The 12,239-nt window shown below is 66.3% G+C and carries 12 protein-coding genes; 3 read left to right on the forward strand and 9 right to left on the reverse strand.

Features of this window, described 5'->3' with window-relative positions; translation table 11 throughout:
* Window positions 1–81: 81 nt before the first annotated feature.
* The 4 genes from arfA to leuS form a co-directional block, all read right to left on the reverse strand.
* Window positions 82–234 (reverse strand): alternative ribosome-rescue factor A, encoded by a 153-nt coding sequence (arfA, locus tag FFS27_RS18715; protein ID WP_003093169.1) that lies wholly within the window; start codon window positions 232–234, stop codon window positions 82–84.
* A gap of 91 nt (window positions 235–325) precedes the next feature.
* Window positions 326–1,363 carry a DNA polymerase III subunit delta gene (holA, locus tag FFS27_RS18720; protein WP_137952141.1) on the reverse strand — a complete coding sequence of 346 codons (1,038 nt, stop codon included), beginning with the start codon at window positions 1,361–1,363 and terminating at the stop codon, window positions 326–328.
* Window positions 1,364–1,400: 37 nt separating this feature from the next.
* The gene (locus FFS27_RS18725) at window positions 1,401–2,024 is read right to left on the reverse strand and encodes an LPS-assembly lipoprotein LptE (protein WP_003110380.1); all 624 of its coding nucleotides are present in this window, start codon (window positions 2,022–2,024) and stop codon (window positions 1,401–1,403) included.
* 66 nt (window positions 2,025–2,090) lie between these two features.
* Window positions 2,091–4,712: a leucine--tRNA ligase gene (gene leuS / locus FFS27_RS18730; RefSeq protein WP_003110381.1), complete on the reverse strand. Its 2,622-nt coding sequence runs from the start codon at window positions 4,710–4,712 to the stop codon at window positions 2,091–2,093.
* A 170-nt stretch (window positions 4,713–4,882) separates the two neighbouring features.
* Here leuS and FFS27_RS18735 point away from each other — a divergent pair, with 170 nt between their 5' ends.
* Entirely contained in the window at window positions 4,883–5,314 is a 432-nt protein-coding gene (locus FFS27_RS18735) for a hypothetical protein (protein ID WP_003137702.1), read from the forward strand.
* Window positions 5,315–5,386: 72 nt separating this feature from the next.
* Entirely contained in the window at window positions 5,387–6,148 is a 762-nt protein-coding gene (locus tag FFS27_RS18740) for a YdcF family protein (RefSeq protein ID WP_023100819.1), read from the forward strand.
* Window positions 6,149–6,197: 49 nt separating this feature from the next.
* On the opposite strand, the gene lnt is transcribed toward FFS27_RS18740, so the two are convergent.
* The 5 genes from lnt to miaB all read right to left on the reverse strand — a co-directional run bounded on the left by lnt (window position 6,198) and on the right by miaB (window position 11,758).
* Window positions 6,198–7,733: an apolipoprotein N-acyltransferase gene (gene lnt / locus FFS27_RS18745; RefSeq protein WP_003093162.1), complete on the reverse strand. Its 1,536-nt coding sequence runs from the start codon at window positions 7,731–7,733 to the stop codon at window positions 6,198–6,200.
* 185 nt (window positions 7,734–7,918) lie between these two features.
* Entirely contained in the window at window positions 7,919–8,758 is an 840-nt protein-coding gene (locus tag FFS27_RS18750; protein WP_003093161.1) for an HlyC/CorC family transporter, read from the reverse strand.
* Complete coding sequence (gene ybeY / locus FFS27_RS18755) at window positions 8,755–9,237, reverse strand: rRNA maturation RNase YbeY (RefSeq protein WP_003093160.1); 483 nt, start codon at window positions 9,235–9,237, stop codon at window positions 8,755–8,757. Before ybeY ends, FFS27_RS18750 begins: the two co-directional genes overlap by 4 nt.
* Entirely contained in the window at window positions 9,227–10,249 is a 1,023-nt protein-coding gene (locus FFS27_RS18760) for a PhoH family protein (protein WP_003111486.1), read from the reverse strand. Before FFS27_RS18760 ends, ybeY begins: the two co-directional genes overlap by 11 nt.
* A gap of 168 nt (window positions 10,250–10,417) precedes the next feature.
* Window positions 10,418–11,758: a tRNA (N6-isopentenyl adenosine(37)-C2)-methylthiotransferase MiaB gene (gene miaB / locus FFS27_RS18765; protein WP_003093158.1), complete on the reverse strand. Its 1,341-nt coding sequence runs from the start codon at window positions 11,756–11,758 to the stop codon at window positions 10,418–10,420.
* Window positions 11,759–11,886: 128 nt separating this feature from the next.
* On the opposite strand from miaB, the gene FFS27_RS18770 reads away from it, so the two are divergent.
* Window positions 11,887–12,219 (forward strand): DUF1820 family protein, encoded by a 333-nt coding sequence (locus tag FFS27_RS18770; RefSeq protein WP_003093157.1) that lies wholly within the window; start codon window positions 11,887–11,889, stop codon window positions 12,217–12,219.
* Window positions 12,220–12,239 lie beyond the last annotated feature (20 nt).

Consider the following 12,239-nt stretch of genomic DNA (forward strand, 5'->3'; position numbering starts at 1 on the left):
GTCTTGTCGACGGGCTTCGGGCGGGGTAGGCGGGGCGCGTGGGTGAGGAGGGCGTTGCGGGAGGATGGACCAGCGGCTGTTTCAGGCCGCCATAACGAAAGAAGCCTCCCAGTTACGGGAGGCTTCGCGGCGGTAGCTGCCTTTGCCTTTCTTCGCCTGTTCCTGGCGGCTGCGGAACAGTGGCTGGGCGACCAGGGATTTGGCCTTGTTCGGCCGCTTGCTTTTCTTTGCCATGGCAGAGGTCCTCGAAGGTGATCGGGCTGGCGCTCGCCAGCGCGCGCATCATCTGCCTGTCGCCGCGGATTGTCCAGTGCCGGTTGCGCCTTCAGGCTGCCGGCAGGCCGAGGCGCTGGCCGGCGAGGGTCAGGGCGAGAAGCGAGAGACCGCTCCAGGGGCTGCCGGGTGCCTGTCCCTTGATCTGCGCGTCGATCAACTGGGCATCCCGCAGCATCTGGTTCCAGCGGCTGCTGGAGTGGCGTTGCAGGGCACGGGTCAGCAGCGGACGGCGCTTGTCCCAGACCGGCGGACGCGCCTGGGCGAAGGCTTTCTCCAGCGGGATGCCCTGGCCGTATTGTTGGGACAGGCCAGCCAGCAGGCGGATCTCGCGGGCCAGGCCCCAGAGGATCGCCGGCGGCTCGATGCCTTCGCCGCGCAGTCCTTCCAGGATGCGCAGAGCGTGGGCCGCTTCACCGCCAAGGGCCGCGTCGATCAGGCCGAAGACATCGAAGCGTGCGCTGTCGGCGACCGCGGCCTGTACGGTGGCGGCGTCGATCTGGTTGCCCTCGGCGAGCAGCTTGAGCTTTTCGATTTCCTGGGCGGCGGCGAGCAGGTTGCCTTCCACGCGCGCGGCGATCAGCTCCAGGGCTTCGGGGCTGGCGGACAGGCCGGCCTGGGACAGGCGCTGGCGAATCCACTGCGGCAACTGGTGGACGTCGACCGGCCAGACCTGGATGAACTGCGCGGCGTTGCCATCGATCAGGGCCTTGGCCCACTTGGTCTTCTGCGTGCTGCCATCGAGCTTGGGCAGGCTGAGCAGGAGCACGGTGTCTTCCGGCGGCCGTTGCAGGTATTCCTGGAGAATCGCCGCGCCTTTGTCGCCGGGCTTGCCGGAGGGCAGGCGCAGTTCGATCAGGCGCTTCTCGGCGAACAGCGACAGGCTGGCGCCGGCCTCCAGCAGCAGGCCCCAATCGAAGTTGGCTTCGGCATTGAATACCTGGCGCTCGCCGAAGTCGCGCTCGCGGCAGGCCTGGCGAATGGCATCGCAGGCTTCCTGGCAGAGCAGCGGTTCATCGCCGCTGACGACATAGACGGGCGCCAGGGGGCCCTGGAGGTGCTTGGCGAGTTGCGCGGGAGTCAGCTTCATAGGAGAAGACGGGGCCGGCGAAACCGGCCCCGGGGCATCACGGGGTGGGGAACTCGATCGGCGACTGCTGCGGCTCGGCGGCGCGGCGCTGGCGCTCCGCCTCGTCGGCGGCGCGCAGGGCTTCGGCTTCCGCCTTGGCCTTGGCTTCTGCCTGGCGCTGGGCTTCGTCGAGTTGCGCCGGGGTCAGCGTCTGGAGGCGCATGGACAACTGCTGGATCAGGTCGCGCCGCATCTCGCTGCGCAGCTGCGCGGCTTCCTGGTCGGAACCGATCAGGTTGTTTTCGTCGTGCACGTAGACCTTCTGCACCTGTACCTGGTTGCTCATCAGGACCAGGTCGTTGGCGCCGACGATCTCGTAGTTGATCGTGTTGGTCAGCTCGAACTCCGCGCCGCGCGCGGAACCGGTGTAGCTGACGGTGCGCTGCTGGTTGTCCTCGCGGACCAGCACCAGGTGGTAGGGCGCGTTGCTGGTGACCTTCACGCCGCTGTTTTCCAGGGTTTCCTTCAGTTCGCGCACGGTCGGGCCGTAGGCGTTGCGCGCGGACACGTCGATTTCCTTGAGCGCGAATTGCGCATCGCCCAGGCCGCGCAGTTGGAAGCCGCAGGCGGCCAGCAGGGTGGTCATACCGATCAGCGCGGCGCTGGTCAGGATACGTTTCATCAAGCTTCCCTCACTCCTGTTGATCAGCGCCCCCGGATGGCCGGGGGCGTCCAATGGAATCGCGTATCAGTTGGCGACGATGTTGACCAGTTTGCCCGGTACCACGATGACCTTGCGGATGCTCAGGCCTTCGGTGAAACGCAGCACGTTCTCGTTGGCGCGCGCGGCGGCCTCGACATCCTCGCGGCTGGCGCTGGCGGCCACGTCGATGTGCCCGCGCAGCTTGCCGTTGACCTGCACCACCAGTTGCAGGGTGTCCTGCACCAGTGCGCTCTCGTCGACGCTCGGCCAGCGCGCATCGATCACCGCTTCGGCATGGCCGAGCTGGCCCCAGAGCACGTGGCAGATGTGCGGAGTGATGGGCGCCAGCAGCAGGACCACGGTTTCCAGGCCTTCCTGGATCAGGGCGCGGTCCTGGGCGTCCTGGTTCGGCGCCTTCTCCAGCACGTTCATCAGGGTCATCACCGCGGCGATGGCGGTGTTGAACTTGTGGTGCTGGCCGACATCCTGGCTGGCCTGCCTGATCGCCAGGTGGATGGCGCGGCGGACCTGCTTCTGCGCGTCGTTCAGGGCGGCGACGTCCAGCGCGCCGGGGAGGCCGGCGCTGACATGGGCGTGAGCCAGGCGCCAGACGCGGCGGAGGAAGCGGTTGGCGCCCTCGACGCCGGCGTCCGACCACTCCAGGCTCATGTCCGGCGGCGAGGCGAACATCATGAACAGGCGGCAGGTATCGGCACCGTACTGGTCGATCATCGATTGCGGGTCGACGCCGTTGTTCTTCGACTTCGACATCTTCTCGGTGCCGCCGATCTCGACCGGCTGGCCGTCGCTCTTCAGGCGTGCGCCGACGACCTTGGCCTTGGCGTCACGCTCGACCTCGACGTCGGCCGGGTTGAACCAGTCCTTGCCGCCGTTGGCGGTGGTCCGGTAGTAGGTATCGGCGACCACCATGCCCTGGGTCAGCAGGTTCTTGAACGGCTCGTCGCTGCCGACCAGGCCCTCGTCGCGCATCAGCTTGTGGAAGAAGCGCGCATAGAGCAGGTGCAGGATGGCGTGCTCGATGCCGCCGATGTACTGGTCGACCGGCAGCCAGTAGTCGGCCGCCTTCTTGTCCAGCATGCCGCCTTCGAACTGCGGGCAGGCGTAGCGGGCGAAATACCAGGACGACTCGACGAAGGTGTCCATGGTGTCGGTTTCGCGCTTGGCCGGCTGGCCGCATTTCGGGCAGCTGCATTCGTAGAATTCCGGCATCTTCGCCAGCGGCGAACCGGAGCCGTCCGGTACCACGTCTTCCGGCAGCACCACCGGCAACTGGTCGGCCGGCACCGGGACGTCGCCGCAAGCCTCGCAGTGGATGATCGGGATCGGGCAGCCCCAGTAGCGCTGGCGGCTGATGCCCCAGTCGCGCAGGCGGAACTGGGTGCGCGCCTGGCCCAGGCCCTTGGCCTCGAGGTCGGCGCCGATGGCGTCGAAGGCGGCCTGGTAGCCGAGGTTGTCGTACTTGCCGGAGTTGACGGTGAGCACGGACTCATCCTTGGCGCCGTACCACTCCTTCCAGACGCTGGACTCGAAGTCGTCGTCGCCCTCGACCTTGGCGATCACCTGGCGGATCGGCAGGCCGTACTTGTTGGCGAACTCGAAGTCGCGCTCGTCATGGCCGGGCACCGCCATCACCGCGCCTTCGCCGTAGTTCATCAGCACGTAGTTGGCGACCCATACCGGCAGCTTGTCGCCGGTCAGCGGGTGTTCGACGAACAGGGAAGTGGCCATGCCTTTCTTCTCCTGGGTGGCGATGTCGGCTTCGGCGACGCCGCCGCGCTTGCATTCGTCGATGAACGCCTGCAACTGCGGGTCGTTCTGCGCGGCCTGGGTGGCCAGCGGGTGTTCGGCGGCGACGGCGACGTAGGTGGCGCCCATCAGGGTGTCCGGACGGGTGGTGAACACCTTCAGTTGGCCGGCGTGGCCGATGGAGGCCTGGTCGTAGGGGAAGCCGATCTCCATCCCGCGCGACTTGCCGATCCAGTTGCGCTGCATGGTCTTCACCTGCTCCGGCCAGCCGGGCAGGTTGTCGAGGCTCTCCAGCAGTTCCTCGGCGTAGGCGGTGATCTTGAAGTAGTACATCGGGATCTCGCGCTTCTCGATCAGCGCGCCGGAGCGCCAGCCGCGCCCGTCGATCACCTGCTCGTTGGCGAGTACGGTCTGGTCGACCGGGTCCCAGTTGACCGTGCCGTTCTTGCGGTAGATCACCCCTTTTTCGAACAGGCGGGTGAACAGCCACTGCTCCCAGCGGTAGTAGTCCGGCTTGCAGGTGGTGACCTCGCGGCTCCAGTCGATCGCCAGGCCGAGGCTGTCCAGCTGCGACTTCATGTAGGCGATGTTGTCGTAGGTCCAGGCCGCCGGGGCGACGTTGTTCTTCATCGCGGCGTTTTCCGCCGGCATGCCGAACGCGTCCCAGCCCATCGGCTGCAGCACGTTGCGGCCCTGCATGCGGTGGTAGCGGCTGATCACGTCGCCGATGGTGTAGTTGCGCACGTGGCCCATGTGCAGCTTGCCGCTCGGATACGGGAACATCGACAGGCAGTAGAACTTCTCCTTGTCGGGTAGCTCCCTGACGAGGAAGGACTGGTGTTCTTTCCAGTAGTTCTGGGCCTGGGTTTCGATCTCGAGTGGCTGATATTGCTCGTGCATGGCGCTACTTAGACGTGACTGTTCGAAAGCCTCGTAGCATACATGACCCCCACTCCTGTCGATAGCCCGCGCCGTTTGTCGCCGGGGGCGGTTCAGCCGAACGGGAACGCTAAGCTTGCCCTATGGGCCGTCGATGGCTGGCTGCCCAGTGGTACCTTCAGAGGTGTTCGATGGCTGAGCTGCAACGCGCGAGTGTGACGGGAGGTGGGCTGTACGAGAGGCTGCTGCAGCGTCTCGCCCTGGCTCTGGATGAAGCGGATACGGCCGAGCGCCTGCGTGACGAGCATCCCACGGAGCTTGAGTTGCGTGGTTTGAGCGAAGCGGAGATGGGGCTGATACGCGCCTATCTCGACCAGGACCTGCACTGGTTGCGCGGCTGGCATGCGGCCGCCGAGGAGCTGGCGCTGCTCGAGCGCCAGCCCGGCAGGACACCCCGGCCGCCCCGGCCGCAACCGCCGGCGCCGCGTCGGCACGTCTCGTTGAAACAGCGGCAACTGCTCTGTGCGCTCTGCGGTGCGCCGGTGCAGTGGAGCAAGGGGCATGGCGTGTTGCCGTGCGGCCATTGCGGCTCGCAACTGTTCCGTTCGGGCAACGACCGCTAGGGTCTCCTTCCCGGAAGTTTCGCCAGGCGTCGCGCAATCCTTTAGATTGCCTCTTCCGACAGGGAGGGGGCGATGCCGATCCGTTATTTCTTCAAGCAACTGCTGCTGCCGCCGGGCGGCCTGTTGCTGCTGCTGTTTTTCGCTTTCTGGTGGCGCACCAGCCGACCGCGGCTGGCGCGGCTGTGCGGTGTCTGCGGGTTCTTCGGTCTGTGGCTGATGAGCATGCCGCTCAGCGTGGAGTGGATGGGGCGCTGGCTCGAAAGCGAACCGGCCCTGCTGGCGGAGGATCTGCCGGGCCTGGCGCAGCACGCCGACGCCATCGTCATCCTCGGTGCCGGCCGGCAGACCAACGACCCGGCCTGGGGCGACGATGCGCCGAGCCTGCTGGCGGCCGAGCGGCTGCGCTATGCCGCGCGGCTGGCCAAGACCGCGGCGCTGCCGGTACTGATCAGCGGCGGGTTGCATTACGGACGCCCGCCCAGCGAGGCGGCGCTGATGGCCAATGCCCTGCTGCAGGACTTCGGCGTGCCGACGCGCTGGCAGGAAGGTCTCAGCCGTACTACCTGGGAAAACGCCACCCTGAGCGCCCCGCAGTTGCGCGAGGCCGGCGTGCGCCGGGTGGTGCTGGTGACCCAGGCCTGGCACATGCAGCGGGCACGCTGGAGCTTCGAGCGCCAGGGGTTCGAGGTGATCCCGGCGCCGGTCGGCTTCCTCGGCGGGGCCAACCTGCGGCCCTTCGGCGGCTGGCTGCCGGAAGCGCAGGCCTTCTGGCAGAGCGGCATGCTGCTGAACGAGGCGATCGGCCTGGTCGGCTATCGCCTGTTCTACCGCTGAGACGCAACCGGCGCCGCAGGGGCGCCGGTCTATCCAGAAGGGGCTGGCTTCAGCCGAACAGGCGTCGCTCCTGCGGGCGCAACTGGCGGCCGAGCAGAGCCCATAGCAGCAGCACGCCGGCCAGCCCGGCCAGCGGCCAGACGCGGTATTGCAGATAGGGCGTCAGGCCCTGCATGGGAATAACCTCGCCGCGCAGGATGCCCTGCTGGAACTGCGGGATCTGCCGGACGATTCGGCCATAGGGATCGATCAGGCCGGTGACGCCGTTGTTGGTCGCGCGGATCATCCAGCGACCGCTTTCCAGGGCGCGCATCTGCGCCATCTGCAGGTGCTGCAACGGGCCTATGGAAGTGCCGAACCAGGTGTCGTTGCTCACTGTCAGCAACACCTGGCTCTGCGCCGCGAGCGCGGCAGCGAACTCCGGGTAGACCACTTCGTAGCAGATGTACGGGGCGATCTCGTAGCCCTTGGCCTTGAGCAGCGGCTGGTCGGCCGGGCCGCGAGCGAAGTCGGACATCGGCAGGTCGAAGAAGGCGATCAGGCCGCGCAGCAGGTCCTGCAGCGGCACGTACTCGCCGAACGGCACCAGCTTCTGCTTGAGGTAGGTGCCCGCGCCTTCGCCGACCACGGTGATGCCGTTGAAGTAGCGACTCTTGCCGTCGGCGAGACGTTCGCGCACCGGGACCCCGGTGATCAGCGCGGCGTTCTTCTCGTCGGCGACCTGGCCCATGGCGCCGAGGTAGCCGCTGGCCATGTCCTGGAGAATCGGCACCGCGGTTTCCGGCCAGACGATCAGGTCGACGTCCTGCTGCGGCAGGCTCAGGTCGCGGTAGAGGTCGAGTTGCGCGCGGACCTGATTCGGGTCCCATTTCAGCTCCTGGGCGATGTTGCCCTGGATCGCCACTACCCTCAGCGGTTCGCCGGCCGAATGGGTCCAGGCGTGGCCCTTGAGATAGAGGCCGGCCGCCCACGGGCCGAGCAGCAGGACCAGCCCCAGAAGCAGGCTGGCACCGTGCGGGAAGAGGCGCGGCAGGTTCACCAGCAGGGCCGCGCTGAGGGCGATGACGAAGGAGGACAGCCATACGCCACCCACCGGCACCAGCCCGGCCAGCGGTCCCTGCAACTGGCTATAGCCGGCGTAGAGCCAGGGGAAACCGGTAAGGAACCAACTGCGGAACAGCTCCAGTGCCAGCCACAGGGCGGCGAACGCCAGGGCGTCGCCCAGCGGCGCGTTGTCGCGGCGCAGGCAGCGCGCCCACAGCCAGGCCGGCAGGGCGAAGAAGAAGGCGACGCCGGCGGTGAAGCCGAGCATGAGGAAGCTTGCCAGCGGCACCGAGGCGGCGCCGTAGTCATGGATACTGACGTAGATCCAGCTGGTGCCGGCGCCGAACGCGCCGAAACCGTACCACCAGCCGCGCCACAGGGCGGACTTGCCGGGAAGGCCGCGCAAGCCGAGATAGAGCAGGGCGATCGAGAGGATCGCCAGCGGCCAGTAGTCGAAGGGCGCCAGGGCCAGGGGTGTGAGCGCGCCTGCGGCGAGTGCCAGCAGGTGTCCGGGCCAGCCGGGACGAGAAATCCAACGCATCGAATGTCCTTAGAGCCTGTTCAATGTCCGACTGCGCAGACCGGGGCCGCCTTCGGCTGCCGGACGGCAACGTCCGCGGCGACAGGGGAGTCTGGCGCAAGGCGCAAGAGTAAAGGAGGGGCTGGCGAGACGCCAGAAGGACGGCGCGGGAAGATGCCCCCTCCGCCGCGGCGGAGGGGGCGCGCTCAGTTCTGCAGGGGAGACAGGCGCAGCAGGTGGACGCGGCGGCTGTCGGCGTTGAGCACGCGGAAACGGAACTCGCCCAGCTCGACCACTTCGTTGCGCTTGGGCAGGTGGCCGAAGGCGCTCATCACCAGGCCGCCCACGGTATCGAATTCCTCGTCGGAGAATTCCGAGCCGAAGAAGTCGTTGAAGGCGTCCACGGGGGTCAGCGCCTTGACGATGAAATCGCCGCTGGGCAGCGGCTTGATGTAGCTGTCTTCCTCGACGTCGTGCTCGTCCTCGATATCGCCGACGATCTGTTCCAGCACGTCCTCGATGGTCACCAGGCCGGCCACGCCGCCGTATTCGTCGATGACGATGGCCATGTGGTTGCGGTTGGCGCGGAATTCGCGGAGCAGCACGTTGAGGCGCTTGGATTCGGGGACGAAGGTAGCCGGACGCAGCAGTTCCTTGATGTCGAAGGGACGCTCGTCGTTGTGCAGGATCAGTGGCAGGAGGTCCTTGGCCAGCAGTACGCCCATGACGTCGTCGAGGCTTTCGCCGACCACCGGGTAGCGCGAGTGGGCGGCTTCGATGATGGCCGGAAGGAATTCCTTCGGCGTCTGGGTCGAGCGGATGCTCATCATCTGCGAGCGCGGCACCATGATGTCGCGCACCTGCAGGTCGGCGACCTGGATCGCCCCCTCGACGATGGACAGCGCCTCGCTGTCCAGCAGCTTGTTGTCGTGGGCATCGCGCAGCAGCTCGAGGAGCTCCTGGCGGTTTCTCGGCTCGTGGGCAAAAGCCTGGGTGATCTTGTCCAGCCAGGACTTGTGCCCGTTGCTCGATCGGTCTTCGCTCATTTTTCCTTGCTCGGTGGCTCTTCGTCGTCGCAGGCGTACGGATCGGGATGACCCAGTTCCGCCAGCAATTCACGTTCCAGTGTTTCCATTTCTTCCGCTTCGGCGTCGTCGATGTGGTCGTAGCCGAGCAGGTGCAGGCAGCCGTGGATCACCAGGTGGGCCCAGTGGGCCTGCAACGGCTTGCGCTGTTCCAGGGCTTCGCGGGCGACCACCGGGGCGCAGATCACCAGGTCGCCGAGCAGCGGGATATCGAGAAGCTCGTCCGGGACATCGGCGGGGAAGGACAGCACGTTGGTCGCGTAGTCCTTGTGCCGGTAGGTGCTGTTCAGTTCCAGGCCTTCGGCCTCGTCCACCAGGCGGATGGTCAGCTCCGACTCCGGACGCTGGCGCAGGGCCAGTTCGCACCAGGCGCGGAACTGTGCTTCGGAGGGCAGGTCCGGGGCGGCGCTGGCGACCTGCAGGTCGAGCTCAAGCGGCATCGTGACCGCCCTTGCCCGTTCCCTCGACCGGCCGCACCTGGCCTTGCTGGCGGTTCTCATGGCGCTCGTAGGCTTCGACGATACGCTGCACCAGCGGGTGGCGGACCACATCCTTGGGCTTGAAATGGGTGAAGCTGATGCCGGGGACGTCCTGCAGGACCTCGATCACGTGCTTGAGGCCGGAGCGGGTGCCGCGGGGCAGGTCGACCTGGGTGACGTCGCCGGTGATCACCGCGGTGGAGCCGAAGCCGATCCGGGTGAGGAACATCTTCATCTGCTCGACGGTGGTGTTCTGGCTCTCGTCGAGGATGATGAAGCTGTTGTTCAGCGTGCGCCCGCGCATGTAGGCCAGCGGCGCGACCTCGATGACGTTGCGCTCGATCAGCTTGGCCACGTGTTCGAAGCCGAGCATCTCGTAGAGCGCGTCGTAGAGCGGGCGCAGGTAGGGGTCGATCTTCTGCGACAGGTCGCCGGGAAGGAAACCGAGCTTCTCGCCGGCCTCGACCGCCGGGCGCACCAGCAGGATGCGGCGGATCTGCTCGCGCTCCAGGGCGTCGACGGCGCAGGCCACGGCGAGGTAGGTCTTGCCGGTGCCAGCCGGACCGATGCCGAAGTTGATGTCGTGGTCGAGGATCGCCTTGACGTAGCGCTGCTGGTTGGCGCCGCGCGGGCGGATGTGCGCCTTGCGCGACTTCAGGGTGACCTGCGGCGCGCTCTGCAATTCCTCGAGGTCTTCCAGGCCGGACTCCTGCAGGTACAGGTGCACGGTGTCGGGGGTGAGATCGGTGCCGTTCTGCGCCTCGCGGTAGAGACGCTGCAGCAGGCGTTCGGCGACCTTGGTCCGGCGCGGTTCGCCGGCCAGTTCGAACTGGTTGCCGCGGTTGCGGATCTCGATGTCGAGGCGTTTCTCGATCTGGTGGAGATGCTCGTCGAACTGCCCGCAAAGTGTCGCGAAGCTGCGGGCGTCGAACGGCTCGAGGATAAAGCGATGAAGTTCCTGGGGGGCGTTCAAGGTGTTCTGTCGTACTCGCCAGTGGCTGATTGATAGGGAAGAGAATAACCGCTGGATATCGTCGCGCAAAGTTGCCGTATCGCGGCGGCGCTTTCCCGGTTCCCGCTGAAACGTTGGTGCACCGTGGCGGCGGGAAGGTTCAGCGAGCCCGCCGTACGGTCGTCGGCCTCAATGCAGGGTGCTGTCGATCAGGGTACCGCGCAGCGAGTGCGGCAGCGCGTCGTCGATGTGCACCTGGGCGAACTGGCCGATCAGGCGTGGATTGTCGCAGCGGAAGTTGACGATCCGGTTGTTCTCGGTACGCCCCTGGAGCATGCCCGGGTCCTTCTTCGAGAAGTCGGTGACCAGGATCCGCTGGGTGCTGCCGACCATGCGCCGGCTGATCTCGTAGCCTTGCTGGTGGATGCGGCTCTGGAGGATCTGCAGGCGCTGTTTCTTCACTTCTTCCGGCAGGTCGTCGGCGAGGTCGGCGGCGGGCGTGCCGGGCCGCGCGCTGTAGATGAAGGAGAAGGAGAAGTCGAAGCCGACGTCCTCCACCAGCTTCATGGTCTGCTCGAAGTCCTTCTCGGTTTCGCCGGGGAAACCGACGATGAAGTCGGAGCTGATGCAGATGTCCGGTACCGCGGCCTTCAGCTTGCGGATACGCGACTTGTATTCCAGCACGGTATGGTTGCGCTTCATCGCCGCCAGCACGCGGTCGGAGCCCGACTGCACCGGCAGGTGGATGAATTTCACCAGCTCCGGCACCTCGGCGTGGGCCTGGATCAGCGCGTCGGAGAATTCCAGCGGGTGCGAGGTGGTATAGCGGATGCGCTCGATACCGTCGACGGCGGCGACCACCCGCAGCAGTTCGGCGAAGTCGGCCAGGCGGCCATCGTGGGTCAGGCCGCGGAAGCCGTTGACGTTCTGTCCCAGCAGGGTGACTTCGCGGACGCCGTTCTCGGCCAGGTGGATCACTTCGGCGATCACGTCGTCGAATGGTCGGCTGACTTCCTCGCCGCGGGTGTAGGGCACCACGCAGAAGCTGCAGTACTTGCTGCAGCCTTCCATCACCGAGACGAAGGCGGTGGGGCCATCGACCCGCGGTTCCGGCAGGCGGTCGAATTTCTCGATTTCCGGGAAGGACACGTCGACCTGCGGCTTGCGCGTGCTGCGCGCGGCGTCGATCATTTCCGGCAGGCGGTGCAGGGTCTGCGGGCCGAAGACCACGTCGACATAGGGCGCGCGCTCACGGATCGCGGCGCCTTCCTGGCTGGCCACGCAGCCGCCGACGCCGATCACCAGGTCGGGATTCTGCTGCTTCAGCTCGCGCCACATGCCGAGCTTGGAAAACACCTTTTCCTGGGCCTTCTCGCGGATCGAGCAGGTATTGAGCAGGATGACGTCGGCCTCGGCGGCGTTTTCGGTCACCTCGAGGGCTTGGTGTTCACCGAGCAGGTCCGCCATTCGCGACGAGTCGTACTCGTTCATCTGGCAGCCGTGGGTTTCGATGAAAAGCTTCTTGGCCATGCGCTTCGTCGGACAGTTCGAAAAGGACCGCGCATTATAGAGGGCGGGGCCCCCGGTTCCTAGCGTTGCTGGCCGAAAGGCTGTGCTATGATTCGCGCCCTTCATTTTCCGGCATTGCTTTCCCCGCCATGAACAAGCGCGAAAACCCCATCTACAAGGTGATTTTCCTCAACCAGGGCCAGGTCTTCGAGATGTATGCCAAGCAGATCTACCAGAGCGATCTGTGGGGCTTCCTGGAAATCGAGGAGTTCGTCTTCGGCGAGCGCACCCAGGTGGTGGTGGACCCCAGCGAGGAGAAGCTCAAGGCGCAGTTCGAAGGCGTTCTGCGCAGCTTCGTGCCGATGCACGCGATCGTCCGCATCGACGAGGTCGAGCGCCTGGGTACGCCGAAGATCAGCGAGGCCAAGGGCGCGGGCAACGTCATGCCGTTCCCCATGCCGATGCCCGGCAAGAGCGACTGATTCGCGAAAGGGACGTCTTC

The sequence above is a fragment of the Pseudomonas sp. 2VD genome (assembly GCF_005503585.1).
Taxonomy (GTDB): Bacteria; Pseudomonadota; Gammaproteobacteria; order Pseudomonadales; family Pseudomonadaceae; genus Pseudomonas; species Pseudomonas aeruginosa.